Origin of the sequence: Streptococcus oralis, from assembly GCF_001579025.1 — a bacterium.
In the GTDB taxonomy this organism is placed as follows: Bacteria; Bacillota; Bacilli; order Lactobacillales; family Streptococcaceae; genus Streptococcus; species Streptococcus oralis_X.
The window spans coordinates 1,021,818-1,046,388 of the sequence record NZ_KQ970235.1 but is presented as its reverse complement, the minus strand read 5'-3'; the positions used below and the strand labels follow the sequence as shown (position 1 = coordinate 1,046,388).

Sequence of the window (24,571 nt, the reverse complement as noted above, 5' to 3'; positions counted from 1 at the left end):
CGTCGTCGTACGAAAACTAAACCGTTCCCGTACTACTACCTACCTAACCCTAACCCTACGAACGTAACCTTAACTTACGTAACGGAACGACTTAAGTTAAAAAGGAAAACGTCGTTGTTCGACTTGTTCGTCGTTCGAACGAGGGGGGACGGATTGCTATCATGATCTACTATGGTCATGAAGGAGGAGATACTGAGAGGGATGCTGTATTGGAGTTTGTTAGCCAGTTGAACCAACAAGAGTATACTGCTGCCATTTATCGGACTCTCAACCAAGTTAACAATCCACCGTTTTTAGTTATGATTGAAAAATTAGAAAGGTATAGACATGGATAAACAATACCTTCGTGAGAAGCTTGAGGCAATGCGCCAAAATTTTGTCGAGTCAACGCTTCACGAGCGAGCAGTCGGAGTGCTCGACGAAGCACATATGAGCAAGAAAATGCTTAAAATTAAGAAAAAACTAGTGGCTCTTGAAATGGAACGATGCCAGAAAAAAATTGAGCACAAAGACTGTTCTAAGATTGATCAGAAAATCCAAGAGCAAAAGGAGATTTTTGAATCTTGTTGTAAAAAAGATTAAGGAGGAATTGTGTGGAATTACTCATTTACTTGATTCTATTTTTATTTGTCTTAATCATTTCAACTACGACCAATAAACTTCTCCCTTTTTGCCCCTTCCTCTTGTGCAAATCCTTTTGGGGATTGGGATTGGCTTATTTGTTCCTGATGCGGACTTTCATCTCAATACAGAGCTGTTTCTAGCCATGGTTATTGGTCCCTTACTCTTCCGGGAGGCAGAAGAAGCGGATATTACGTCCATTTTGAAGCACTGGCGGATTGTCGTCTTTCTGATTTTTCCTGTGATTTTTATCTCGACCTTAAGCTTGGGGGGCATGGCTCATTTCCTTTGGATTACTCTTCCTTTAGCTGCCTGTTTAGCAGTTGGAGCGGCACTTGGGCCAACAGATTTGGTTGCCTTCGCATCTCTTTCTGAACGTTTTCGTTTTCCCAAACGGGTTTCTAATATCCTAAAAGGGGAAGGACTCTTAAATGACGCTTCTGGTTTGGTTGCCTTTCAGATGGCTCTTGCTGCTTGGACAACAGGAACCTTTTCTTTCAGCCAAGCTGGAACTTCCCTAGCGTTTTCTATCCTTGGTGGTTTTGTAGTCGGTTTTGTGACGGCTATGGTCAATCGTTTCTTGCATAGCTTTTTACTGAGTGTGCGAGCGATAGATATAGCCAGTGAACTATTGCTAGAGCTAAGTTTGCCGCTCATGACCTTTTTCATCGCAGAAGAGTTTCATGTTTCAGGGATTATCGCAGTAGTGGTTGCAGGTATTTTGAAGGCCAGTCGTTTTAAGAAAATTACGCTCCTTGAGGCTCAGGTAGACACCGTGACGGAGACCGTTTGGCACACCGTGACCTTTATGCTAAATGGATCAGTCTTTGTTCTCTTGGGAATGGAATTAGAGTTGATAGCAGAGCCGATCTTGTCTAATTCTCTCTACAATCCCCTTCTTTTACTGTTTTCAGTTGTCGTTCTGACCTTCTTGCTTTTTGCGATCCGCTTTGTCATGATTGCTGGTTTTTACTTTGTGAGGACGCGTCGACTTAAGAAAAAAATTCATAAGTACATGAAAGATATGCTTCTTTTGACCTTCTCTGGTGTCAAAGGGACAGTATCTATCGCGACTATTCTCCTCATACCAAGTCATTTGGAGCAGGAGTATCCTCTGTTGCTCTTTCTCGTAGCAGGCGTTACACTATTAAGCTTTCTAACAGGTTTACTGGTCCTCCCTCACTTATCTGAAGAACAAGAGGAAAGCAAGGACCATTTGATGCATATTGCGATTTTGAATGATGTAGCTGCAGAATTAGAAAAAGAGCTAGACCATCACAAGAACAAACTTCCTCTTTATGCGGCTATTGATAATTATCATGGTCGGATTGAAAACCTCATCCTTAGTCTGGAAAATAAGAGAGTCCAAGAGGACTGGGAGTCCCTCAAGCTTCTTATCTTGAGTATTGAGAGTGACGGTTTGGAGCAAGCCTATGAAGAAAATAGAATCAGCGAGCGTGGCTATCGAGTTTACCAACGTTACCTAAAAAACATGGAGCAGAGTATCAATCGGAATTTCGCTTCTAGAGTGACTTATTACTTCCTAGTTTCCTTACGGATACTGCGCTTTCTACTCCATGAAATGTTCACCTTTGGCAAAACTTTCCGTAGTTGGATGAATGAAGAATCTCGTAAACTACTAGCAGTTGACTATGATCAGATTTCAGAGTTGTATTTGGAAAATACAGAGCTGATTATCGAGAGTTTGGAAAACCTAAAAGGGGTTTACAAGAGTTCTCTGATTAGCTTTATGCAAGAGTCTCGTCTACGCGAGACGGCCATTATCGGAAGTGGTGCCTTTGTTGAGCGGGTTATCAATCGCATCAAGCCAAACAATATCGATGAAATGCTACGAGGCTACTATCTCGAACGTAAGGCAATTTTTGAATACGAAGAAGCTAAACTGATAACAGCCAAGTATGCCAAAAAACTACGACAAAATGTGAATAATTTAGAGAATTATTCTCTGAAAGAAGCCGCAAATACTTTACCTTATGATATGCTAGATTTAATCAGAAGAACTTAGACGATGAAGAAAATGACGGAGGATGGAACATGAAAAAGTGGTGGAAAGAGCTGATGGACAGGCCCTTATTGAAAGCTTTTTTGCATTATTATCAAGCATCTGATAGTGAGTTGACCAGTGTTGCGGTTGCCTACTATTGGTTGATTTCAATCTTTCCTCTGCTAATGATAATGGTCAATATTTTGCCTTATTTTCAGATTCCGGTCTCAAATTTCTTACTTACGATTAAGGAATTTTTACCTGATACGGTGTATGATGTGGTCGCCAAGATTGTCCGAGAAGTCCTGACTCAACCATCAACTGGTTTGCTGAGTTTTGCCGTTTTATCTGCACTCTGGACCTTTTCGAAATCAATGGATTTCCTTCAAAAAGCTTTTAACAAAGCCTATGGGGTGACCAAGAGTCGAGGAATTATCTCCCATCAGTTGATGAGTTTACTTGTTAGTTTCGGCTTGCAGATCCTTTTTGCCTTTGCCTTGTTTTTGAGTATGTTTGGTCGTATGTTGCTCAACCTCCTCAAAACTTACTGGCAATCAGACAGTCCGATATTTTCCTACCTGCAAGACTTTACAGGTCCTCTGGTCTATGCCTTGATCTTTGCCATTCTAGTTATGATTTATTACTTCCTTCCAAAAGTAAAAGCACCACGAATCCGCTATGTTTTACCAGGAAGTGTCTTTGTCTTGCTAACTCTTATCTTTTTATTGAATATCTTTTCTGTCTACGTCAATAGCTATGTTAATCATCTGGTTGATGTCCGATTTTTCAGTTCCATTATCGTGGTGGTCATGATGTTCTGGTTTATTCTCATTGCAAAGATTTTGATTATCGGAGCAGTTATCAATGCCAGTGTTCAGAGTTTGAAAGATCCAAAGTTTAGTATGGAATAATTAGAAAAATCCCTATTAGGTTTCCTAATAGGGATTTTCTTAATAGATAAACATGGCATCTCCAAAACTGAAGAAGCGGTAGTGTTCTTGGATGGCATGGTGATAGGCATCTAGGACTAAGTCACGACCGGCAAAGGCAGAAACCAACATGACCAGAGTTGATTTGGGCAGGTGGAAGTTGGTTGAAAAAGCATCCACAACCTTCCAGTCGTAGCCTGGTTTGATAAAGATATTGGTCCAGCCAGAATCAGCCTGGATTTGCCCATTAAACTTGGAACCGATGGTTTCCAGTGTGCGGATCGAAGTGGTTCCGACAGCGATGACACGACCTCCATTTTCCTTAACAGAGCGAAGGGTAGCAGCTGCTTCATCAGAAAGTTGGTAGAACTCCGAGTGCATTTCATGTTCGTCTAGATTGTCAACAGAGACAGGTCTAAAGGTTCCGAGTCCGACGTGAAGAGTGAGATAGACCAGATGAACACCTTTGGCTTGGATTTCTGCTAGCAGTTCTTTGGTAAAGTGCAGCCCAGCAGTAGGTGCAGCAGCAGAGCCACTTTCTTTAGCGTAGACCGTTTGATAACGTTCGCGATCATCCAATTTTTCGTGGATATAGGGTGGTAGTGGCATTTCACCGAGACTTTCCAATACTTCTAGGAAAATTCCTTGGTATTCAAAGCGGACAATACGGCCCCCGTGGGTCAATTCTTCCGTAACGATAGCACTGAGACGACCATCTCCAAAGCTGACACGAGTACCGACCTTGAGGCGTTTGGCAGGTTTAGCCAGAACTTCCCACTCATCACCTGCAGTATTTTTGAGTAGGAGAAGCTCCACATGGCCACCTGTTTCTTCCTTTTGACCATAGAGGCGGGCAGGGAGAACACGAGTGTCGTTCATGACAAGGGCATCACCAGGTTCCAGCATGTCGATAATGGAGTGGAAGTGTTTATCCTGCATTTCTCCCGTCTCACGATTAACGATAAGGAGTTTGGAGGCATCTCGTTTTTCAAGGGGCGTTTGGGCAATCAATTCCTCAGGCAAGTGGAAATCAAAATCAGCTGTATTCATTTTTCATCATTCTTTCTAAGTTCTAATCCTATCCATTATAACATGTTTCAAGTTTGGACGCTCTTTTTTTAGAAATTAAATCGTTTTCACTTGACAAAAATTGGTCTATACCATATAATAAATATAGAAAAATGGAGGATATAAAATGAAAGTTATTAAAGTTGAAAATCAAGTCGAAGGTGGAAAAGTAGCTTTTGAGATTTTGAAGGAAAAATTGGTCAATGGTGCTCAAACATTAGGACTTGCGACAGGAAGTAGTCCACTTGAATTTTACAAGGAAATCGTTGAGAGTGACCTTGATTTTTCAAATCTAACCAGTGTGAACCTTGATGAGTATGTAGGGCTTGATGGGGACAATCCACAGTCTTATCGTTACTTCATGCAGGAAAACTTGTTCAACCAAAAACCATTTAAAGAAAGCTTCTTGCCACGTGGTGTTAAGGATAATGCTGAAGAAGAAGTTGAACGCTACAATCAAATTTTAGCTGACCATCCTGTTGATTTGCAAATCTTGGGAATTGGTCGCAATGGACATATCGGCTTTAACGAGCCTGGTACTCCATTTGACAGTCAAACGCATCTAGTCGAACTTGACCAGTCTACTATCGAAGCCAATGCTCGCTTCTTTGACAAGATTGAAGACGTTCCAACTCAAGCCATTTCAATGGGAATTAAAAATATCTTGAATGCCAAGTCAATTATTCTCTTTGCTTACGGTGAGTCGAAAGCAGAAGCCATTGCTGGAACAGTGTCAGGCCCAGTAACTGAAAGTCTACCAGCAAGCAGCCTACAAAACCACCCTGATGTGACGATTATCGCTGATGCTGAGGCGCTCAGCCTGCTTGAAAAATAAAAATTACACGAACCGCTTGCTCTTTGGAGTGAGTTGGTTTTTTCTAGCTTTCATGAGTCAATAGAAAGAAGTGTTATAATAGATTGGTAGAACAGCTATATCTAGTTAGGTTCAATTTTTACTATTTTATGATATACAAGGAGAGAATGAAAGTATGCTATTAGAAAATAATCTGATAAAAGACAATATACGAGCTGAAAACAAAAGCTTTCTCTATTATTTACACGAGGAAAAAGTATTTGATTCGCAGTCGCTGGCTGATTTATGTCGCTACGTAGAAAAGCTCGAGTCTATTAGTATAGATCAGATGAGAGATTTGCATTTTATTGAAAATCAAATTCTTCGTCATCTGGTATATCATTTTGACAGCAATGACTTGAGTAAGATTTCGAATCTTCCTGATCAATATTGGAAATATATTGAACCTTTTGAACAATCAGTAACAAAGTTGTATGATTTGATGTAAAAATTGGTGGATTTGATAAAGTATAGGCAAGAAAGTAATTATTGAATCGGAAAATCGGAATAAATGTAGGTTTTCCCTTGACAATTATTCATTTTGCGTGTAAAATGGAATAGATCTTGAACTTGAAGGGAGTGAAAAAAATGTCTAAAAACAGTAGTACGTAAGAATGAATCTCTTGACGATGCACTTCGTCGTTTCAAACGTGCGGTTACTAAAGCTGGTACTCTTCAAGAAACACGCAAACGTGAATTCTATGAAAAACCTTCTGTAAAACGTAAACGTAAATCAGAAGCAGCTCGTAAACGTAAAAAATTCTAATTTGAAATAAAAGGCTAGACTTGTCTAGTCTTTTTTTGCATAGTATTTAGAGGAACAAATTCTTATGAAAGAGTATATAAAAGAATATCAAAAAAATGCGTGAAAATCACTTGGGAGATTGGGGTTATTGTGCTGATCCGACCGATTGGAAGGAATTTGAAGAGTCAAACCAAAGAATTTTTGAAAAGTATTTGACCGATTCAAAAGTATTGTCTGACAAGGTTTTAAGGGTAAAATTGTACAGTAGCTTATTGCTAGATGATATTAAATATTTTTCCTATTATGTGGCGTTTTTAGATGGGGATTATACACAGTTAAACAATGCGCTATGGCAAACAGGAAGAACCGAGTTGATGAGAGGCGGTTTGTTGGCAAGTGGAACAATCTACACAGATGGGATTTTGAAAGGCTTGTTTACCTCTTTTGCTTGTAACGATTTTTCAGCCATTCCATCATTCATCCCCATAGATTTACCCTTGTTGAAAGGAACCTATTATCCAGAAAATGTGATGAATCTTTTATACGCTCTTTATTATCAAGATGAAAAAAGATTATCCGAGTCGCTCTTGCGTGCACAACAGTTTTTAGGGAAGAAAAAACGAACTGGTATGGAAGAATTTTCTGTTCGGTATTTTATAAACTTGGCAAGAAAAGATGCAGTTGCATTAAGCGAGTCCTTACAAAACTTATGCCAAGCTTATCAGAGACGAGGTTACCCTTATGAAAAGATTGATAAGTGCTTTGCGGATGAGATTCATGGTCTATATCGATTGATACGATTTTTTGACTATTCTTTGTTTGAAGAAGTCAGTATGCCATCTCATAAGACTTTTTTGAAGGAGTTTGAAGAATGGCAAGTCCAAAATCAGTTTCCAAAAGGTCAACAGTTCTATATCTATCCTCAAGATATGGCTGATGCAAACAGAATATTAACAAAAGGTCTTCCAAGAATTTACTTTGAAAAATCTAGAAGGGACTTGGTGATAGATGTTGACCAATTTGCAGTAGATTTGTCTCGGTTGATTTAAAAGAGTACGAAAAGACTTCCTAGTCAAATCTTTTTCCAAGCAACATCAAATAAATACTGTAAATCCTGCAAAAAAAGGAAACTTCCACCTACAATCTGATATAATAGTAGGGAGAACTCGATTGAAGGAGGAAATTATGTCGGTTTTAGTGAGAGATGTCATTGAAAAACTCAGACTAGATATTGTCTATGGTGAAGGCGAATTACTTGAAAAAGAAATCAATACTGCGGACATTATGAGACCTGGTCTTGAAATGACGGGCTATTTTGATTACTATACACCAGAACGGATTCAGCTATTAGGGATGAAGGAGTGGTCCTATTTAGTCGCCATGCCTGCCCAGAACCGTTATCAAGTTTTGAAGAAAATGTTTCTACCTGAAACACCGGCGGTTATCGTGGCTCGTGGTCTGGTAGTACCCGAGGAAATGTTGAGGGCTGCTAGGGAATGCAAGATTGCGATTTTAACCAGTCGAACTGCAACCAGTCGTTTATCTGGAGAGCTTTCTAGCTACCTTGATTCCCGTTTGGCTAAACGTACCAGTGTGCACGGTGTCTTGATGGATATCTATGGCATGGGTGTCTTGATCCAAGGAGATAGCGGTATCGGTAAGAGTGAGACAGGTCTTGAGCTTGTGAAGCGTGGACACCGTCTAGTAGCAGACGATCGTGTAGATATTTATTCTAAGGATGAAATGACTCTTTGGGGTGAACCTGCTGAAATCTTGAAGCATTTGCTTGAGATTCGTGGAGTTGGAATTATCGATATTATGAGTCTTTATGGTGCAAGTGCTGTAAAAGATTCTTCACAAGTTCAGCTAGCAGTTTATTTGGAAAATTATGATACGCATAAGACCTTTGACCGTCTTGGAAACAATGCCGAAGAACTCGAAGTTTCTGGTGTAACGATTCCGCGTATCCGCATCCCAGTAAAAACAGGACGCAATATCTCCGTTGTTATTGAGGCAGCTGCCATGAACTATCGTGCTAAAGAAATGGGGTTTGATGCGACGCGTTTATTTGAAGAACGCTTGACAAATCTAATCGCTCAAAATGAGGTGAAACATGATTAATCCAGTCGCATTTGAAATTGGTCCCTTTGCTATTCGTTGGTATGCTTTGTGTATTGTAGCTGGTTTGGTTTTAGCAGTTTATCTTGCCATGAAAGAAGCTCCTAAAAAGAAAATTCTATCAGATGATATTTTGGATTTTATCCTGATTGCTTTTCCGGTAGCTATTTTAGGTGCTAGACTATACTACGTACTCTTTCGCTTAGATTATTATCTGCAAAATCCAGGTGAAATCATCGCCATCTGGAATGGTGGCTTGGCCATTTATGGAGGTTTGATAGCGGGTGCTATTGTCCTTTATATCTTTGCAGATAGAAAGCTGATCAATACTTGGGATTTCTTAGATATTGCAGCACCGAGCGTCATGGTTGCCCAGAGTTTAGGGCGCTGGGGGAACTTCTTTAACCAAGAAGCTTATGGTGCAGCAGTAGATAGTCTGGATTATTTGCCGGGCTTCATTCGTGACCAGATGTACATTGATGGTAGCTACCGTCAGCCGACCTTCTTATATGAGTCGGTTTGGAATCTGATTGGATTTGCTTTGATTCTGATTTTTAGAAGAAAATTAAAGGGAATCAGACGTGGTCATATCACAGCATTCTACTTGATTTGGTATGGCTTTGGTCGTATGATTATCGAAGGGATGCGGACGGACAGTCTCATGTTCTTTGGTCTGCGAGTTTCCCAATGGTTATCAGTTATCCTTATCGGACTCGGTATTTTTATTATACTTTATCAAAATCGAAAGAAAGCCCCTTTCTATCATACAGAGGAGGAAAAATAAATGTTAGAAGTTGCATATATACTTGTCGCGATTGCTTTGATTGTCTGTTTAGTCTATTTGACAATCACGATTCAAAAAGCTGGTCGTATGATTGATGAGACAGAGAAAACCATCAAAACGTTGAGCTCAGATGTGAACGTTACCTTGCATCAGACCAATGAATTGTTGGCTAAGGTAAATGTGTTAGCAGACGATATCAATATCAAAGTTGCGACTATCGACCCACTATTTACGGCTGTAGCAGACTTATCTGAGTCAGTATCTGACCTCAATAGTCAAGCGCGTGTCTTGAGCAAGAAAGCTTCATCAGCTGGTTCAAAGACCATTAAAACAGGTGCAGGCTTGTCCGCTCTTCGTGTCGCAAGTAAATTTTTCAAAAAATAAAAAAGGAGAAATCTTATGGGAAAACTATCCTCTATCCTTTTAGGAACAGTTTCAGGTGCAGCTCTTGCTTTGTTTTTGACGAGTGACAAGGGTAAGCAAGTTTGTAGTCAAGCTCAGGATTTTCTAGATGATTTGAGAGAAGATCCAGAATATGCTAGAGAGCAAGTCTGTGAGAAATTGACAGAAGTGAAGGAACAGGCAACTGACTTTGTGCTGAAAACAAAGGAACAAGTAGAATCTGGTGAAATCACTTTTGATAGTGTCCTTGACCAAGCTAAAAACTGTGCTCGACAAGCTACAGAAGCGTCAAAGGAAACCTTTAACAATCTCAAGGAGCAGTGGCAAGAACAGTCAACAACTCCAGATATCGTAGAAGACGAGGAAGAGATTATTATTGATATTACTGAAGTATAAGGTATCACCATCTCTGGTTTTTGGAGATGGTGATTTTTATCTGCAAGTCTGTCTTTGTGGTATAATAAATACTATGCAGAAAAAACCAACGTCCGCCTATGTGCATATTCCCTTTTGTACACAGATTTGTTATTATTGTGACTTTTCAAAAGTATTTATCAAGAATCAACCAGTAGATAGTTACCTGGAGCATCTGCTAGAGGAGTTCCATTCTTATGATATCCAAAAGTTGCGAACTCTCTATATTGGAGGTGGGACGCCAACAGCTCTGTCCGCTCCGCAATTAGAGCTGCTCTTAGATGGCTTGTCTAAAAACTTGGACTTGTCTGTCTTGGAAGAGTTGACCATTGAGGCCAATCCAGGCGATTTGGACGCGGATAAGATTGCGGTTTTGAAACAGTCGCCAGTCAATCGTGTTTCCTTAGGTGTGCAGACTTTTGATAACAAAATGCTGAAAAAGATCGGGCGTAGTCACTTGGAGAAGGATATTTATGAGAATATCGACCGTCTCAAACTGGCTGGTTTTGACAATATTTCTATCGACCTAATCTACGCTCTTCCAGGTCAAACTATGGATCAGGTCAAGGAAAATGTGGCAAAGGCTATCTCGCTTGATATTCCTCATATGAGCCTTTATAGCTTGATTTTGGAGAATCATACGGTCTTTATGAACCGCATGAGACGTGGGAAATTGCCCCTACCCAAGGAAGAGTTAGAAGCGGAAATGTTTGAATACATCATTTCAGAGCTTGAGCGGGCTGGCTTTGAGCATTATGAGATTTCCAATTTCTCCAAGCCAGGCTTTGAAAGTCGCCACAATCTCATGTACTGGGACAATGCTGAATATTATGGTATCGGTGCGGGTGCTTCAGGTTATGTGGACGGGGTACGTTATAAAAATCATGGTCCTATCCGCCACTATCTCAATGCGGTAGAGGCAGGAAATGCTCGGATTACAGAAGAACACCTGAGTCAAAGGGAGCAGATGGAAGAAGAAATGTTTCTAGGCCTCCGGAAAAAATCCGGGGTTTCCATGGCGCGATTTGAAGAAAAATTTGGACGGTCCTTTGATGGACTTTATGGTGAAATCATCAGAGACTTGGTTCAACAAGGACTCATGCAGATCGACGGTGATCGTGTCCGAATGACAAAGAGAGGTCTCTTCTTGGGAGACACTGTAGCAGAACGATTTATTTTGGAGTAGAACAATGGGCTTAACTTATCAAATGAAAATGAAAATTCCTTTTGATATGGCGGACATGAACGGTCATATCAAACTTCCAGATGTGATTTTGCTGTCCTTGCAAGTATCAGGTATGCAGTCGATTGAACTGGGAGTTAGTGACAAAGATGTGCTAGAACGTTACAATCTGGTCTGGATTATTACAGACTATGCGATTGACGTGGTTCGCTTGCCTCGCTTTGCTGAAGAGATTACGATTGAAACAGAAGCATTGACATACAATCGTCTTTTTTGCTACCGCCGTTTCACTATCTATGATGAAGCAGGTCAAGAAATCATTCGCATGGTAGCAACCTTTGTTCTCATGGACAGAGACAGTCGGAAAGTTCATGCTGTCGAACCGGAGATTGTTGCTCCTTACCAGTCTGAGTTTGATAAAAAACTCATCCGTGGGCCGAAGTATGCTAACCTAGAAGACCCGATCAGTAAAGACTACCATGTTCGTTTTTACGACTTGGATATGAATGGTCATGTCAATAATAGCAAATATCTGGATTGGATTTTTGAGGTCATGGGAGCAGACTTTTTGACCAAGTATATTCCCAAAAAAATCAATCTCAAATATGTCAAAGAAGTGCGACCGGGTGGCATGATTGCTTCAGCTTATGAACTCAAGGGACTAGAAAGCAAGCATGAGATTATCAGTGATGGCGAGATAAATGCCCAAGCTATGATTACGTGGCAAGAAATTGAAGGCAATTAGAAAGGGCGATATGGCTTATAAAGGTTATTTAATTGATTTAGACGGAACCATTTACAAGGGGAAAGACCGGATTCCGGCGGGTGAGGCTTTTGTCCATGAGTTACAAAAAAGAGAAATTCCCTACCTCTTTGTGACCAATAATACAACTCGTACTCCTGAGAGTGTACAAGAGATGTTGGCTCAGAATTTTAATATCGACACACCTCTATCAACTGTCTACACGGCAACTCTGGCAACCATCGACTATATGAATGACTTGGGATTGGAAAAGACAGTCTATGTCATCGGAGAAGCAGGACTCAAGGATGCCATTCAGGCGGCTGGTTATGTCGAAGACAAGGAAAATCCTGCCTATGTGGTAGTTGGACTGGACTGGCAAGTTGACTATGAAAAATTTGCCACAGCAACTCTAGCCATTCAAAAGGGGGCTCACTTTATCGGAACCAACCCTGACCTCAATATCCCGACGGAACGTGGTCTCTTGCCTGGTGCTGGTTCACTAATTACACTTCTTGAAGTAGCAACACGGGTCAAACCAGTTTATATCGGAAAACCAAATGCTATCATTATGGATAAGGCAGTTGAGCACTTGGATTTGAAAAGAGAAGAGTTGCTCATGGTTGGGGATAACTACCTGACAGATATCCGAGCAGGGATTGACAATGGTATTCCAACTCTCTTGGTGACGACAGGTTTTACCAAGGCAGAAGAAGTGGCTGACCTGCCAATCGCACCAACTCATGTAGTTTCTAGCCTTGCGGAGTGGAATTTTGATGAAAACTAAACTAACCTTTTGGGGAAGTATGCTCTTTTTCCTCTCCCTGTCTATTCTCTTAACCATTTATCTGGCATGGATTTTCTATCCCATGGAGATTCAGTGGCTGAACTTAGCGAATCGAGTCTATCTAAAGCCAGAAACCATTCTGTATAACTTTCATATCTTGATGAATTACCTGACCAATCCCTTTAGTCAGGTCTTAGAGATGCCAGATTTTCGTTCATCAGCGGCTGGTTTACATCACTTTGCGGTGGTGAAGAATCTCTTTCACCTAGTTCAGCTAGTTGCCCTAGTGACACTGCCAAGTTTCTATTTCTTTAATAGAAAGATTGTGAAAAAAGGCTTTTTGCCCCTATATCGTAACAGTATTCTGACTTTAGTGCTATTGCCTCTGGTCATTGGGCTTGTGGGAGTGTTGATTGGTTTTGAGCAATTCTTTACTCTTTTCCATCAGATTCTCTTTGTGGGAGATGATACTTGGCTTTTTGATCCAGCAAAGGATCGAGTTATTTGGATTTTGCCAGAGACTTTCTTTCTCCATGCCTTTGTACTTTTCTTTGCTTTGTATGAAGGAATGTTTGGTTTCCTTCTTGCTAAAGCTTCAAGGAAATAGTGGAAAAAATTCTGTATTTTTAATAAAAAACGAGAGAAGTTGCTCTACTCCCTATTTATTGTTAGGTTATCCTAAAGATAAACTTGCAAAGCAGGAGATTTTTGCAGAAAACAGTCTATTTTCTATGAAAAAATAGGCTTTTTTTCTAAAAATACCTAGTCAAGCGCTTTATTTTTTTGTATAATAGAAATAGCAAGTATAGATAAAAGAAGAGAAAAGCATGATTACACTATTTTTATCACCGAGTTGTACATCATGTCGTAAGGCAAAGGCTTGGTTAGAGACGCATAAAGTGCCCTTTCAAGAGCATAATATTATGACTAGTCCTTTAACAAGAAAAGAATTACAACATATTCTTTCCTTGACCGAAAATGGTACTGATGACATCATTTCAACTCGTTCAAAAATTTTTCAAAAATTGGATATTGATGTAGAGAGTATCTCGGTATCGGAGTTGCTTCAGTTGATTGAGCAATATCCTAGTCTTTTGCGTCGCCCAATTATTATAGATACCAAACGCATGCAGATCGGTTTTAATGAAGATGAGATTCGTGCTTTTCTCCCTCGTAGTTACCGTAAACAAGAATTGAAAGAAGCAACATTGAGAGCTGGTATTGGATAGATGAACAAACAGTATAGTTACCCACTAGATTTGTCGTGGAGCACTGAAGAACTTGCTTCAGTGCTTTCTTTTTTTAATGATGTTGAAGCTGCTTATGAAGATAAGGTTGAAGCAAAAAAACTGCTAGAATCTTACAAGAAATTTAAGTCTGTGGTTCCAAGCAAAAGCGAAGAAAAGCGCTTAGGTCGCGAATTTGAGACGGCTAGCGGTTATTCCTGCTATCATGCAGTTCAATTAGCAAAAGAAAAAAGAGAAGGGAAGATTTCTCTTGGAAACTAAATTTGAATTTGCCAAACAGATTGTGCAGGAAGCTGCTGCCTATATTTTGGCTCACATGAAAGAAGATTTGCAGGTTGAGCGAAAATCTTCACCTACCGACTTGGTGACGCGTTTGGATAAGGAAGTTCAGGATCTCTTGGTTGGTAGAATTTTAGCATCTTATCCAGAAGACTTGATTTGCGCGGAAGAGGGTTGTTTACGTGCTGCAGTCGGTCAAGGTTCCGTTTGGGTGATTGATCCCATTGACGGTACCAATAACTTTATCGCCCAGCAGGAAGATTTTGCCGTGATGTTGGCTTATTTTGAGAATGGTGTTGGCAAATTTGGTGTCATCTATGATGTCATGAAAGGTGATTGTTACCATGGTGGTGGCGCCTTTCCTCCTTGTCGCAATAATGATCCCTTACCGCCTTTTAAAAAGAAACCTCTTCAAGAATTTTTAGTTGCCGGTAACTCAGGTATGTTTGAAAGCAATGAGTGTGGCTTGGCTGATTTGGGTCGAGCAGCGTTGGGAGTCCGTGTTTACGGCAGTGCGGCCATTAGTTTTGCCAAGGTTTTATCGGGTCGACTTCTGACTTACATTACCTACCTGCAGCCATGGGATTACGCTGCGGCCAGTATCTTAGGGGAAAGTCTGGGTTATCGTCTGATTACGGTTTCTGGTGAGCCTGTTGATTTTCAAACACGCCAGCCGGTCATGATGGTGCCAATCGAGATGCAAGAAGAGATTCAGTCTTATATCTACGAAAGGAAAGAGAACTAAATGCAATTTCCAGAAGGATTTGTTGAAAAATATGAAGCGATACTAGAAGAAGAGGCAAGAGACTTTCTTGCCTCTTTTAAACAAGAAGCAGTTTCGGCTTTTCGGGTCAATCCCTTAAAAGAAAGTCAGTTATCGTTTGCTGATGCTATTCCTCATACACCTTGGGGGTATTATGGTAAGGTTTCTGGGAAGTCACCAGAGCACGTGACAGGTTTCGTTTATTCGCAAGAGCCTGCAGCCCAAATGGTGGCCCAGGTAGCTCAACCCCTTCCCGGTATGAAGGTCTTGGACTTGGCGGCAGCACCAGGTGGAAAATCCACTCAACTAGCAGCTTATCTGGCTAATCAAGGAGTCCTTGTCTCCAACGAAATTTCAAGCAAGCGTGCTAAAATTTTAGTGGAAAATATGGAGCGATTTGGAGCGACAAACGTTGTCGTGACCAATGAATCTGCTGACCGCTTGGCCAAGGTTTTTAAAGGTTACTTTGATGTGATTATCCTTGATGCACCTTGCTCGGGTGAAGGGATGTTTCGTAAGCAGCCAGAGGCCATGGATTATTGGAGTACCGATTATCCTAGCCAATGTGCTAGTCTCCAAAGAGAAATTTTAGAAGATGCAGTGACCATGCTTGCAGAAGGCGGCCGTTTAGTCTATTCGACCTGTACTTGGGCACCTGAGGAAAATGAAGAAATCGTCCACTGGTTGCTGGATACTTATGAATTTGAATTGCTTCCAGTTGAGCATGTGAACGGTATGGTAGCAGGAATTGACCTTCCTGAAACGGCTCGGATGTATCCTCATCATTTTAAGGGAGAAGGCCAGTTTGTTGCCCACCTGCAGTTTAAGGGACAAAATCCAGCACCTAAATTCAAGGCTAGCAAGAGCAATCTCAGTCGTGAGCAACTGGCTTTGTGGCAAGAATTTGCCCAAAAACACTTACGGGTCAATCTAGCTGGTATCTTGCAAACTTTTGGAGACCAGCTCTATCTCTTGCCAGAGATGCTACCTAATCTAGGGAAACTCAAAATTGCCCGAAATGGGCTCCATCTGGGTACTTTTAAGAAGAAACGCTTCGAACCAAGCTTTGCTCTGGGATTAGCCTTGAAACCAAGCCAAGTAAAACAAAGTGTCGAAATCAATGATAAGGACTTTGTAAAATATGTGGCTGGTGAGACTGTTCAATTGTCTGAAGCTCGACCAAATGGTTGGTACCAAGTTCTGGTTCAAGGAAACGGATTAGGCTTTGCCAAGGTAACGGGAAATGTTTTGAAAAATTATTATCCAAAAGGACTCAGATTCAGGTGAAAAAGCTAGTCAAAGAGCCTATTCTATGTTATAGTGGAAGTATGAGTTTTTTCTGATAGTCTTTCATTATTACTTATATTATACGATGGAATTGTCCGCTCCTAAGAATGACTAGATAAAATAAAGCGGGACAATCATTGATGATAATTGGATGATCAGGACAAACGGAAGAAATCAGAACATTTATCATTATGTTCAAGGAGAATAACAGTGAAAAAAAGAAAAAAGCTCGTCATGTCTCTTGCAGCTCTTTTGATGGCAGGTTCTCTAGCAGGATGCGCTAGCTGGATTGATCGTGGAGAATCCATGACAGCCGTTGGTTCAACTGCTCTTCAGCCTCTTGTCGAAGCGGCAGCAGATGAATTTGGTTCTAGAAACATCGGAAAAACAGTCAATGTTCAAGGTGGTGGATCGGGTACAGGCCTATCTCAAGTCCAGTCTGGAGCAGTTGACATCGGGAACTCTGACGTCTTTGCAGAGGAAAAAGAAGGAATCGATGCTTCAGCTCTGGTAGACCACAAGGTTGCAGTGGCTGGTCTTGCAGTGATTGTAAACAAGGAAGTGGATGTTGAAAATCTCACAACCGAGCAACTTCGCAAAATCTTTACAGGTGAAGTGACCAACTGGAAAGAAGTTGGGGGCAAAGACCTGGCCATTTCAATCATCAACCGAGCAGCAAGTTCTGGTTCACGAGCGACGTTTGATACGGTGGTTATGAATGGCCAATCGGCAATGCAGAGTCAAGAACAGGATTCTAACGGGATGGTCAAGTCCATTGTATCCCAAACCCCTGGAGCCATTTCTTACCTGGCTTTTGCCTATGTAGATGACTCCGTGAAAAGCATGAAACTGAATGGGTATGAACCTACATCTGAGAATGTAACGACCAACAACTGGCCTTTGTGGTCTTATGAACATATGTACACACTTGGTCAGCCAAATGAGTTAGCTGCTGAATTCCTGAATTTCGTCCTCTCAGATGAAGCCCAAAATGGAATTGTTAAGGGCATGGGCTATATCTCTATCAATGAAATGAAAGTCCAAAAGGATGCTTCAGGTACCGTTACAGCAGTAGAAGGAGGTCAATAATGAATCAAGAAGAATTATCAAAAAAATTACTATCTCCTTCAAAGAACTCTCGCCTTGAGAAGTTTGGTAAAGGTTTGACCTTCACTTGCCTTTCTTTGATTGTTATCATTGTGGCCATGATTTTGATTTTTGTAGCTCAAAAAGGCTTATCGACCTTCTTTGTCAATGGGGTCAACATCTTTGATTTCCTCTTTGGACAAACTTGGAATCCTTCTGGGAAACAATTTGGTGCCCTTCCGATGATTTTGGGTTCCTTTATTGTGACGATTTTATCTGCCCTCATCGCAACACCCTTTGCTATCGGTGCTGCAGTCTTTATGACAGAAGTCTCACCAAAGGGTGCAAAGATTTTGCAACCGGCCATTGAACTCCTCGTCGGGATTCCTTCAGTCGTCTATGGATTTATCGGTTTGCAAGTTGTGGTGCCTTTTGTCCGTAGTGTCTTTGGTGGAACTGGTTTCGGGATTTTGTCAGGGATTTTCGTTCTCTTTGTCATGATCCTACCAACTGTAACCTTTATGACAACAGACAGCTTGCGTGCTGTTCCTCGTCATTACCGTGAAGCTAGTTTAGCTATGGGAGCCACTCGTTGGCAAACCATCTGGCGTGTGACCTTGAAAGCAGCACGTTCAGGTATTTTCACTGCAGTGGTCTTTGGGATGGCGCGTGCCTTCGGTGAAGCCCTTGCTATTCAGATGGTGGTCGGAAACTCAGCAGTTGTCCCAACTTCGCTAACAACACCAGCTGCGACTTTGACTTCTGTTTTGACTATGGGTATCGGAAATACCGTCATGGGAACGGTTGATAATAACGTTCTCTGGTCACTGGCCTTAGTCTTGCTCTTGATGAGTTTGGCCTTTAACAGTGTGATTAAATTGATTACGAAAGAAAGAGGAAAGAAAAACTATGCACGCTAAGAAATTAGATAAACTTGCAACAGCTGTCCTCTATACCATCGCGGGTATCATCGTGACCATTTTGGCATCTTTGATTCTCTATATCTTGGTGAGAGGGTTACCGCATATCTCTTGGTCCTTCTTGACAGGGAAATCTTCCTCTTATCAAGCAGGTGGGGTATCGGAATTCAGCTCTACAATTCCTTCTTCCTTCTGGTCATTACCTTGATTATCTCTGTGCCTTTATCTATGGGGGCTGGCGTATTCCTTGCTGAGTATGCCAAAAAAGGACCTGTGACCAATTTTATTCGTACCTGTATTGAGATTTTGTCTTCTCTACCATCAGTCGTTGTGGGTCTCTTTGGTTACTTGATCTTTGTAGTCCAGTTTGAGTATGGATTTTCAATCATTTCAGGTGCCTTGGCCTTGACAGTCTTTAACCTTCCTCAGATGACTCGAAATGTTGAGGACAGTTTAAAACACGTTCACCATACACAACGTGAGGCAGGCTTGGCTCTTGGAATTTCTCGTTGGGAGACTGTGGTCCATGTCGTCATTCCAGAAGCTCTTCCAGGTATCGTAACGGGTGTTGTCTTGGCATCTGGCCGTATTTTTGGTGAGGCCGCCGCTCTTATCTATACGGCAGGACAATCCGCTCCAGCTCTTGACTGGTCTAACTGGAATATCCTCAGTGTTACCAGCCCTATCTCAATCTTCCGTCAAGCAGAAACCTTGGCAGTCCATATCTGGAAGGTCAACAGTGAAGGAACCATTCCTGATGCTACCATTGTATCTGCTGGTTCTGCCGCCGTGCTCCTCATCTTTATCTTGATTTTTAACTTTGGGGCACGCAAACTCGGAAGCTATTTACACAAGAAATTAACCGCTGCCTAAAGGAGAAGCCATGTCAAAATATAACTGGGATGAAAAGCATATCATCACCTTCCCTGAAGAAAAAGTGGCCCTCTCTACCAAGGATTTACATGTTTACTATGGTAAAAATGAATCCATCAAGGGCATCGATATGCAATTTGAAAAAAATAAAATTACAGCCTTGATTGGTCCTTCTGGATCAGGGAAATCTACCTATCTTCGCAGTCTCAATCGGATGAATGATACCATTGATATTGCCAAGGTCACAGGTCAAATCCTCTACCGAGGGATTGACGTTAACCGTCCAGAAATCAATGTCTATGAGATGCGCAAGCATATCGGAATGGTCTTCCAACGTCCAAATCCATTTGCTAAGTCTATTTACCGCAACATCACTTTTGCTCATGAACGTGCAGGAGTTAAGGACAAGAAAGTACTTGATGAAATTGTTGAAACCTCTCTAAGACAGGCAGCCCTATGGGATCAGGTCAAAGATGACCTCCACAAATCAGCCTTGATGCTTTCTGGTGGTCAGCAACAACGTCTCTGTATCGCTCGCGCCATCTCTATCAAGCCAGATATCCTCTTGATGGATGAGCCTGCTTCAGCCTTGGATCCGATTGCGACAGCCCAGCTGGAAGAAACCATGTTGGAATTGAAGAAGGACTTTACCATCATCATCGTTACCCACAGTATGCAACAGGCTGCGCGTGCAAGTGACTACACAGGATTTTTCTACTTGGGTGATTTGATTGAGTATGATAAGACATCCAATATTTTCCAAAATGCTAAGTTACAGTCAACCAATGACTATGTAACGGGACACTTTGGTTAGAAAGGAAACGGTATGTCAGAAGCGATTTTACAGGTCTCAGACCTGTCCGTTTATTACAATAAAAAGAAGGCCTTGAATAGTGTTTCCCTTTCTTTCCAACCTAAGGAAATAACGGCCTTGATAGGTCCATCTGGATCAGGAAAGTCCACCCTGCTCAAAGCTATCAACCGCATGGGCGATCTAAATCCTGAGGTGACTACAACTGGATCAGTAGTCTATAATGGTCACAATATCTACAGTCCTCGCACTGATACGGTTGAATTGCGTAAGGAAATCGGTATGGTCTTTCAACAGCCCAATCCCTTCCCTATGTCTATCTACGAAAATGTTGTCTATGGGCTACGTATCAATGGGGTTAAGGATAAACATGTTTTGGATGAAGCAGTTGAAAAGGCCTTGCAACGCGCTTCTATCTGGGATGAAGTAAAGGATCGTTTGCATGATTCGGCCATTGGTCTCTCAGGTGGACAACAACAACGTGTTTGTGTTGCTCGTGTCTTAGCAACCAGTCCGAAAATTATCCTCTTAGATGAACCAACTTCAGCTTTGGATCCTATTTCTGCAGGTAAGATTGAGGAAACCTTGTATGGTCTGAAAGATAAGTACACCATGCTCTTGGTAACGCGTTCGATGCAACAGGCCTCACGTATCTCTGATAAAACAGGATTTTTCCTAGATGGGGATTTGATCGAGTTTAACGATACGAAGAAGATGTTCCTAGACCCACAAAACAAGGAAACAGAAGATTATATTACAGGAAAATTTGGATAAGGAGTTGAATGATGTTACGATCTCAATTTGAAGAAGATTTGGAGAAATTGCACAACCAGTTCTATGCTATGGGACAAGAAGTGCTCTCGCAGATCAATCGTACAGTGCGTGCCTTTGTCACGCATGACCGTGATTTGGCAAAAGAAGTCATCGAAGACGATGCAGAAGTAAATGAATATGAAGTGAAGTTGGAAAAGAAATCATTTGAAATGATTGCTCTCCAACAACCTGTTTCGCAAGACCTTCGTACCGTCTTGACCGTTCTCAAGGCAGTGTCAGACGTGGAACGCATGGGAGATCATGCAGTGTCTATCGCTGAGGCGACCATTCGTATGAAGGGAGAGCAACGTATCCCTTCTGTTGAAGAAGAAATCAAAAAGATGGGACGCGACGTGAAAAACTTCGTCGAAGCAGCTCTAGATCTCTATCTCAACGGTTCTGTGGATCAAGCCTACGAAGTAGCAGCGATGGACGAAAAAATCAACCATTACTTTGATAGCATCCGAGATTTGGCTACAGAAGAAATTAGGAAAAATCCTGAAGCTATCGTTACAGGCCGTGATTACTTCCAGGTCATTTCTTTCTTGGAACGTATCGGAGACTACGCAAAAAATATCTGTGAATGGGTTGTTTACTTTGAAACAGGTAAGATTGTCGAACTATAAGAAACGGTTTAAATATACAGAAATAAGGCTGATTAAAATAAATCAGTCTTCTTTTTTTATGAAAAGAATTGTTTTACAATCAAAATCTCTAAAAGGGTTGACAACTATTTTTAAAAGAGTTATAATTATTCAGAATTAACAGAAAGGTCGTTTATTTATGAAATTTAAGAAATGGATATTAGTTGTGTGTAGTATGCTTGCCAGCATGATTTTAGTAGCTTGCCAGTCAGGAACGGATAGTTCCCAGTCTGCTGTGGACGCTATTAAACAAAAAGGAAAGCTAGTCGTTGCGACCAGCCCAGACTATGCGCCGTTTGAATTCCAAGCCTTGGTAGATGGTAAAAACCAAGTGGTTGGTGCAGATATTGATATGGCTCAAGCAATTGCAGACGAGCTTGGGGTTAAACTTGAAATCTCTAGCATGAGTTTTGACAATGTCTTGACCAGTCTTCAAACTGGAAAGGCTGACTTGGCCATTGCAGGAATTAGTGCTACAGATGAGAGAAAGGAAGTATTTGACTTTTCAATCCCTTACTATGAAAATAAGATGAGTTTCTTGGTTAGAAAAGCTGATTTAGACAAATACAAGGATCTTTCAAGCCTTGCAAGTGCCAATATCGCAGCTCAAAAGGGAACTGTGCCAGAAACCATGGTCAAGGAACAATTGCCAAATGTCCAGTTGACATCTTTGACCAATATGGGGGAAGCCGTCAATGAATTGCAGGCTGGAAAAGTGGATGCTGTTCATATGGATGAACCAGTTGCTCTTAGCTACGCAGGTAAAAACTCAGACCTTGTTGTTGCATCTGTTAACTTGACGATGAAAGATGGCGAAGCCAATGCCGTTGCTATCAAGAAGGATCAATCAGACTTGAAAGCAGTAGTCGATAAGGTTATCCAAAAACTGAAAGACGACGGAACCTATCAAAACTATCTTGAAAAAGCAGCGCAACTAACAGAAGTTGAACAATAAGAAAAAGCAGAGTTGGACTTTAATCCAACTCTGCTTTTATGTATTCTAATAGCTCTTCTAGATTTTCAAGAGTGACTTTGGCAAACTGATAAGGGCAGGTGTCCAAATAAGCCTTCTCAAAAAAGTCTAGTTTGAGTGAGCTGTGTTTCAAACTGGCAATTTTAGGATAGTGCCTCAAATCAAGCAAAAGACCATCGTGTAGAGGGTAGTGGGGCAAGGGGCAGGTGTTTTCTTCAAGCACTTTCTTTATCTGAGCCTGATAGTTCTCTTGAAGGCTCAATCGAGCCAGTCGATTTTTTTCAAATAACTGGCTATCGATGTAAAGAGAAAGAGCCTTTTGCATGATGAGATTGCTGTCATAGTCCAGGATATTTTTGTAGGAAACAAAGGCCTCTTTTAGGGCATTTGGGAGAATGAGAGCGGTAATACGAAGGGCTGGAAAGAGACTGGTTGAGAAGGACTTGATATAAATGACCCGATCCTCAGTATCCAGATAGTGGAAGGTTTGTCCCTTTTTAGAGTCTAAGTCACCTAGATAATCATCCTCGACGATATATACACCATACTGGTTTGCTAGATCCAGAATAGCCCTTTTTTCCTGATCAGAATAGGAATGACCAAGAGGATAGTGGAAACGAGGAATGGTATAGAAAAACTTGATTTTCCCAGATTTAAACTGTTCTTCCAGTTCTTCAAGGTTGATGCCATCAATTCGGCGTTCAATGGTCTGGCAGGCCAATCCCTGAGCGAACAAGAGACGATTCATCCGGTGGTAGGTCGGCTGTTCAACTAGAATCTCCGCTCCCTCGCTCGGAAAGTTAATCTGAGAAAGGATAAAGAGAGCTTGCTGGGTACCAGATGTTAGAACCAGTTGGTCGGGTTTGCAGTAGAGAGCCTGGTCAAAGAAGAGTTGATGGACAGATTGTCTGAGTTCCTCAAGGCCTTCTTGGTTATCATAGTAGTTGAAGAGGTAGTTTTCTCGGCCTATCAGGGTTTCGTTGACGCAGAGTCGGAAGTCGTCATAGGCACTGGCATGTTCGTCAGTGACTTCGATTTCCAAGTCCTGATGCCGCCCCTGTTCTAGAACATAATAGCCACTTTGGGGCTTGGCATAGAGGTATTGTTCATGGCGTAATTCCAGTAGGGCTCGTTGGATAGTGTCCTTGCTACAGTGGAAGTCTTGGCTCAGTTGACGGATAGAGGGAAGCCGGCTACCTGTTGGGAATTTTCCTGATTCGATCCCCTTTTTTAGAAAGGAAACGACTGCTTGGTATTTACTTTCTTTCTTCATTCCAGACCTCCGTTGATTTTGTTACATTGTACCTTTTTTTTGCCTCCTTTGCAATGGGAAAAGCATTTCTCCCTTTCACAACTAGGAGCAAATGTGGTATACTTAGAAAGTATAATGATTCATTGAACAGAAGATAAGAAAGAGAATGGATAGAAAAGTGCAGGAACCGGTTAAATTATTTCAATACAATACTCTAGGTGCCCTAATGGCAGGTCTCTATGGTGGAACCATGACAGTAGGAGAGTTGCTGGAACATGGTGACCTCGGCTTGGGGACTTTGGATTCGATTGATGGGGAGTTGATTGTCCTTGATGGCAAGGCTTATCAAGCCAAGGGATCTGGTCAAACGCCTGAAATCGTTGAAGTGGCAGCGGATGCTCTTATTCCCTATGCAGCAGTGGTTCCTCATCAGGCAGAAGTGATTTTTCGTCAGCGCTTTGAGATGACGGACAAGGAATTGGAAAAGCGAATTGAGTCCTACTATGATGGGGAAAATCTTTTTCGTTCCATCAAGATTCATGGCGAATTTTCACAAATGCATGTACGGATGATTCCCAAATCCACACCTGATACCAAGTTTGCTGATGTGGCGACACACCAACCTGAATATAGCCGTGAAAATGTATCGGGAACTATTGTTGGATTTTGGACACCGGAGATTTTCCACGGAGTGAGTGTTGCAGGCTATCATTTGCATTTTATCTCAGATGATTTGACCTTTGGTGGGCATGTGATGGACTTTGTTATCAAAGAAGGAATGATTGAGGTTGGGGCAGTCGACCAGTTGGACCAACGTTTTCCAGTCCAAGATCGCCAGTATTTATTCGCCAAATTTAACGTTGACGAGATGAAGAAAGATATTGATAAGTCAGAATAGGAGAAAAAGATGACAGTACATATTATCCTTACCATGATCGCTTTGGTTCTCATTCTAGTAAGTGGAACTTGGTA

General features: G+C 41.4%; 26 protein-coding genes and 4 pseudogenes. 28 read left to right on the top strand and 2 right to left on the bottom strand.

Going from position 1 to position 24,571, the window contains the following annotated elements; translation table 11 throughout:
• Window positions 1-140: 140 nt before the first annotated feature.
• From SORDD27_RS05075 to SORDD27_RS05060, 4 genes and pseudogenes are all read left to right on the top strand, one after another.
• Window positions 141-335 (top strand): annotated as a pseudogene (locus tag SORDD27_RS05075) (MnmM family RNA methyltransferase); the annotation flags it as partial.
• Complete coding sequence (locus SORDD27_RS05070) at window positions 328-582, top strand: hypothetical protein (RefSeq protein ID WP_049520729.1); 255 nt, start codon at window positions 328-330, stop codon at window positions 580-582. The pseudogene SORDD27_RS05075 and the gene SORDD27_RS05070, both read left to right, overlap by 8 nt.
• 11 nt (window positions 583-593) lie before the next feature.
• Window positions 594-2,647 (top strand): annotated as a pseudogene (locus SORDD27_RS05065) (cation:proton antiporter).
• Window positions 2,648-2,676: 29 nt separating this feature from the next.
• Window positions 2,677-3,537: a YihY/virulence factor BrkB family protein gene (locus tag SORDD27_RS05060; protein ID WP_061427702.1), complete on the top strand. Its 861-nt coding sequence runs from the start codon at window positions 2,677-2,679 to the stop codon at window positions 3,535-3,537.
• 39 nt (window positions 3,538-3,576) lie between these two features.
• Here SORDD27_RS05060 and queA read toward each other — a convergent pair whose 3' ends face one another.
• Complete coding sequence (queA, locus tag SORDD27_RS05055) at window positions 3,577-4,605, bottom strand: tRNA preQ1(34) S-adenosylmethionine ribosyltransferase-isomerase QueA (RefSeq protein WP_061427700.1); 1,029 nt, start codon at window positions 4,603-4,605, stop codon at window positions 3,577-3,579.
• A gap of 145 nt (window positions 4,606-4,750) precedes the next feature.
• On the opposite strand from queA, the gene SORDD27_RS05050 reads away from it, so the two are divergent.
• The 23 genes and pseudogenes from SORDD27_RS05050 (at window position 4,751) to SORDD27_RS04940 (ending at window position 22,329) form a co-directional block, all read left to right on the top strand.
• On the top strand, window positions 4,751-5,458 hold the full coding sequence (locus SORDD27_RS05050) for a glucosamine-6-phosphate deaminase (protein ID WP_061427698.1): 708 nt from the start codon (window positions 4,751-4,753) through the stop codon (window positions 5,456-5,458).
• 154 nt (window positions 5,459-5,612) lie between these two features.
• Window positions 5,613-5,924 carry a hypothetical protein gene (locus tag SORDD27_RS05045; protein ID WP_061427696.1) on the top strand — a complete coding sequence of 104 codons (312 nt, stop codon included), beginning with the start codon at window positions 5,613-5,615 and terminating at the stop codon, window positions 5,922-5,924.
• Between the two features lie 147 nt (window positions 5,925-6,071).
• Window positions 6,072-6,242 (top strand): annotated as a pseudogene (gene rpsU / locus SORDD27_RS05040) (30S ribosomal protein S21); the annotation flags it as partial.
• Window positions 6,243-6,337: 95 nt separating this feature from the next.
• Entirely contained in the window at window positions 6,338-7,270 is a 933-nt protein-coding gene (locus tag SORDD27_RS05035) for a hypothetical protein (protein WP_231069297.1), read from the top strand.
• A gap of 136 nt (window positions 7,271-7,406) precedes the next feature.
• Window positions 7,407-8,342 carry an HPr(Ser) kinase/phosphatase gene (gene hprK / locus SORDD27_RS05030; RefSeq protein ID WP_000115190.1) on the top strand — a complete coding sequence of 312 codons (936 nt, stop codon included), beginning with the start codon at window positions 7,407-7,409 and terminating at the stop codon, window positions 8,340-8,342.
• A complete protein-coding gene (gene lgt, locus SORDD27_RS05025; protein ID WP_000609709.1) occupies window positions 8,335-9,123 on the top strand; it encodes a prolipoprotein diacylglyceryl transferase in 789 nt (262 codons plus the stop codon). Before hprK ends, lgt begins: the two co-directional genes overlap by 8 nt.
• Complete coding sequence (locus SORDD27_RS05020; protein WP_000895030.1) at window positions 9,124-9,507, top strand: DUF948 domain-containing protein; 384 nt, start codon at window positions 9,124-9,126, stop codon at window positions 9,505-9,507. It abuts the gene before it with no gap.
• Between the two features lie 15 nt (window positions 9,508-9,522).
• Complete coding sequence (locus SORDD27_RS05015) at window positions 9,523-9,921, top strand: YtxH domain-containing protein (protein ID WP_061427694.1); 399 nt, start codon at window positions 9,523-9,525, stop codon at window positions 9,919-9,921.
• A 73-nt stretch (window positions 9,922-9,994) separates the two neighbouring features.
• Window positions 9,995-11,125, top strand: coding sequence for a radical SAM family heme chaperone HemW (gene hemW, locus SORDD27_RS05010; protein ID WP_061427692.1), 1,131 nt, complete (start codon window positions 9,995-9,997; stop codon window positions 11,123-11,125).
• Between the two features lie 4 nt (window positions 11,126-11,129).
• On the top strand, window positions 11,130-11,867 hold the full coding sequence (locus tag SORDD27_RS05005; protein WP_049490189.1) for an acyl-[acyl-carrier-protein] thioesterase: 738 nt from the start codon (window positions 11,130-11,132) through the stop codon (window positions 11,865-11,867).
• 10 nt (window positions 11,868-11,877) lie between these two features.
• Window positions 11,878-12,651, top strand: coding sequence for a TIGR01457 family HAD-type hydrolase (locus SORDD27_RS05000; protein ID WP_061427690.1), 774 nt, complete (start codon window positions 11,878-11,880; stop codon window positions 12,649-12,651).
• Window positions 12,641-13,258, top strand: a complete 618-nt coding sequence (locus SORDD27_RS04995) for a TIGR01906 family membrane protein (RefSeq protein ID WP_061427689.1) — start codon at window positions 12,641-12,643, stop codon at window positions 13,256-13,258. The genes SORDD27_RS05000 and SORDD27_RS04995 overlap by 11 nt, the downstream gene beginning before the upstream one ends.
• Before the next feature lie 220 nt (window positions 13,259-13,478).
• The gene (locus tag SORDD27_RS04990) at window positions 13,479-13,880 is read left to right on the top strand and encodes a Spx/MgsR family RNA polymerase-binding regulatory protein (RefSeq protein ID WP_000631261.1); all 402 of its coding nucleotides are present in this window, start codon (window positions 13,479-13,481) and stop codon (window positions 13,878-13,880) included.
• Window positions 13,881-14,159, top strand: coding sequence for a UPF0223 family protein (locus SORDD27_RS04985; RefSeq protein WP_049505535.1), 279 nt, complete (start codon window positions 13,881-13,883; stop codon window positions 14,157-14,159).
• The gene (locus SORDD27_RS04980; RefSeq protein WP_049505534.1) at window positions 14,149-14,922 is read left to right on the top strand and encodes an inositol monophosphatase family protein; all 774 of its coding nucleotides are present in this window, start codon (window positions 14,149-14,151) and stop codon (window positions 14,920-14,922) included. Before SORDD27_RS04985 ends, SORDD27_RS04980 begins: the two co-directional genes overlap by 11 nt.
• Window positions 14,923-16,227: an RsmF rRNA methyltransferase first C-terminal domain-containing protein gene (locus SORDD27_RS04975; RefSeq protein ID WP_061427687.1), complete on the top strand. Its 1,305-nt coding sequence runs from the start codon at window positions 14,923-14,925 to the stop codon at window positions 16,225-16,227.
• 210 nt (window positions 16,228-16,437) lie between these two features.
• Window positions 16,438-17,316 (top strand): phosphate ABC transporter substrate-binding protein PstS, encoded by an 879-nt coding sequence (locus SORDD27_RS04970; protein ID WP_007520299.1) that lies wholly within the window; start codon window positions 16,438-16,440, stop codon window positions 17,314-17,316.
• Window positions 17,316-18,233: a phosphate ABC transporter permease subunit PstC gene (gene pstC / locus SORDD27_RS04965; protein WP_042902107.1), complete on the top strand. Its 918-nt coding sequence runs from the start codon at window positions 17,316-17,318 to the stop codon at window positions 18,231-18,233. The genes SORDD27_RS04970 and pstC overlap by 1 nt, the downstream gene beginning before the upstream one ends.
• Window positions 18,223-19,106: pseudogene (pstA, locus tag SORDD27_RS04960) on the top strand (phosphate ABC transporter permease PstA). Before pstC ends, pstA begins: the two are co-directional and overlap by 11 nt.
• A gap of 10 nt (window positions 19,107-19,116) precedes the next feature.
• On the top strand, window positions 19,117-19,920 hold the full coding sequence (pstB, locus tag SORDD27_RS04955; protein ID WP_061427685.1) for a phosphate ABC transporter ATP-binding protein PstB: 804 nt from the start codon (window positions 19,117-19,119) through the stop codon (window positions 19,918-19,920).
• A gap of 12 nt (window positions 19,921-19,932) precedes the next feature.
• Window positions 19,933-20,691: a phosphate ABC transporter ATP-binding protein PstB gene (pstB, locus tag SORDD27_RS04950; protein ID WP_001287327.1), complete on the top strand. Its 759-nt coding sequence runs from the start codon at window positions 19,933-19,935 to the stop codon at window positions 20,689-20,691.
• Window positions 20,692-20,702: 11 nt separating this feature from the next.
• Window positions 20,703-21,356: a phosphate signaling complex protein PhoU gene (gene phoU, locus SORDD27_RS04945; RefSeq protein WP_000946469.1), complete on the top strand. Its 654-nt coding sequence runs from the start codon at window positions 20,703-20,705 to the stop codon at window positions 21,354-21,356.
• Window positions 21,357-21,513: 157 nt separating this feature from the next.
• On the top strand, window positions 21,514-22,329 hold the full coding sequence (locus tag SORDD27_RS04940; protein ID WP_061427683.1) for an ABC transporter substrate-binding protein: 816 nt from the start codon (window positions 21,514-21,516) through the stop codon (window positions 22,327-22,329).
• A gap of 19 nt (window positions 22,330-22,348) precedes the next feature.
• Here the strand turns inward: SORDD27_RS04940 and SORDD27_RS04935 are convergent, their stop codons facing one another.
• Entirely contained in the window at window positions 22,349-23,620 is a 1,272-nt protein-coding gene (locus SORDD27_RS04935) for an aminotransferase-like domain-containing protein (protein WP_061427681.1), read from the bottom strand.
• A 145-nt stretch (window positions 23,621-23,765) separates the two neighbouring features.
• Between SORDD27_RS04935 and budA the strand changes: the two genes are divergently transcribed.
• Complete coding sequence (budA, locus tag SORDD27_RS04930; RefSeq protein ID WP_000375405.1) at window positions 23,766-24,497, top strand: acetolactate decarboxylase; 732 nt, start codon at window positions 23,766-23,768, stop codon at window positions 24,495-24,497.
• The last annotated feature ends 74 nt before the right edge of the window (window positions 24,498-24,571 follow it).

Coding starts and splice junctions, on each gene's coding strand:
- SORDD27_RS04995 (WP_061427689.1), top strand. CDS start 12,641: ATGAAAACTAAACTAACCTTTTGGGGAAGTATGCTCTTTTTCCTCTCC.
- budA (WP_000375405.1), top strand. CDS start 23,766: ATGGATAGAAAAGTGCAGGAACCGGTTAAATTATTTCAATACAATACT.
- pstC (WP_042902107.1), top strand. CDS start 17,316: ATGAATCAAGAAGAATTATCAAAAAAATTACTATCTCCTTCAAAGAAC.
- phoU (WP_000946469.1), top strand. CDS start 20,703: ATGTTACGATCTCAATTTGAAGAAGATTTGGAGAAATTGCACAACCAG.
- pstB (WP_001287327.1), top strand. CDS start 19,933: ATGTCAGAAGCGATTTTACAGGTCTCAGACCTGTCCGTTTATTACAAT.
- SORDD27_RS04985 (WP_049505535.1), top strand. CDS start 13,881: ATGAACAAACAGTATAGTTACCCACTAGATTTGTCGTGGAGCACTGAA.
- hprK (WP_000115190.1), top strand. CDS start 7,407: ATGTCGGTTTTAGTGAGAGATGTCATTGAAAAACTCAGACTAGATATT.
- SORDD27_RS04975 (WP_061427687.1), top strand. CDS start 14,923: ATGCAATTTCCAGAAGGATTTGTTGAAAAATATGAAGCGATACTAGAA.
- SORDD27_RS04935 (WP_061427681.1), bottom strand. CDS start 23,620: ATGAAGAAAGAAAGTAAATACCAAGCAGTCGTTTCCTTTCTAAAAAAG.
- SORDD27_RS05015 (WP_061427694.1), top strand. CDS start 9,523: ATGGGAAAACTATCCTCTATCCTTTTAGGAACAGTTTCAGGTGCAGCT.
- SORDD27_RS05060 (WP_061427702.1), top strand. CDS start 2,677: ATGAAAAAGTGGTGGAAAGAGCTGATGGACAGGCCCTTATTGAAAGCT.
- queA (WP_061427700.1), bottom strand. CDS start 4,605: ATGAATACAGCTGATTTTGATTTCCACTTGCCTGAGGAATTGATTGCC.
- SORDD27_RS04940 (WP_061427683.1), top strand. CDS start 21,514: ATGAAATTTAAGAAATGGATATTAGTTGTGTGTAGTATGCTTGCCAGC.
- SORDD27_RS05035 (WP_231069297.1), top strand. CDS start 6,338: ATGCGTGAAAATCACTTGGGAGATTGGGGTTATTGTGCTGATCCGACC.
- SORDD27_RS04990 (WP_000631261.1), top strand. CDS start 13,479: ATGATTACACTATTTTTATCACCGAGTTGTACATCATGTCGTAAGGCA.
- SORDD27_RS05045 (WP_061427696.1), top strand. CDS start 5,613: ATGCTATTAGAAAATAATCTGATAAAAGACAATATACGAGCTGAAAAC.
- SORDD27_RS05050 (WP_061427698.1), top strand. CDS start 4,751: ATGAAAGTTATTAAAGTTGAAAATCAAGTCGAAGGTGGAAAAGTAGCT.
- pstB (WP_061427685.1), top strand. CDS start 19,117: ATGTCAAAATATAACTGGGATGAAAAGCATATCATCACCTTCCCTGAA.
- SORDD27_RS05005 (WP_049490189.1), top strand. CDS start 11,130: ATGGGCTTAACTTATCAAATGAAAATGAAAATTCCTTTTGATATGGCG.
- SORDD27_RS05020 (WP_000895030.1), top strand. CDS start 9,124: ATGTTAGAAGTTGCATATATACTTGTCGCGATTGCTTTGATTGTCTGT.
- SORDD27_RS05000 (WP_061427690.1), top strand. CDS start 11,878: ATGGCTTATAAAGGTTATTTAATTGATTTAGACGGAACCATTTACAAG.
- SORDD27_RS05070 (WP_049520729.1), top strand. CDS start 328: ATGGATAAACAATACCTTCGTGAGAAGCTTGAGGCAATGCGCCAAAAT.
- hemW (WP_061427692.1), top strand. CDS start 9,995: ATGCAGAAAAAACCAACGTCCGCCTATGTGCATATTCCCTTTTGTACA.
- lgt (WP_000609709.1), top strand. CDS start 8,335: ATGATTAATCCAGTCGCATTTGAAATTGGTCCCTTTGCTATTCGTTGG.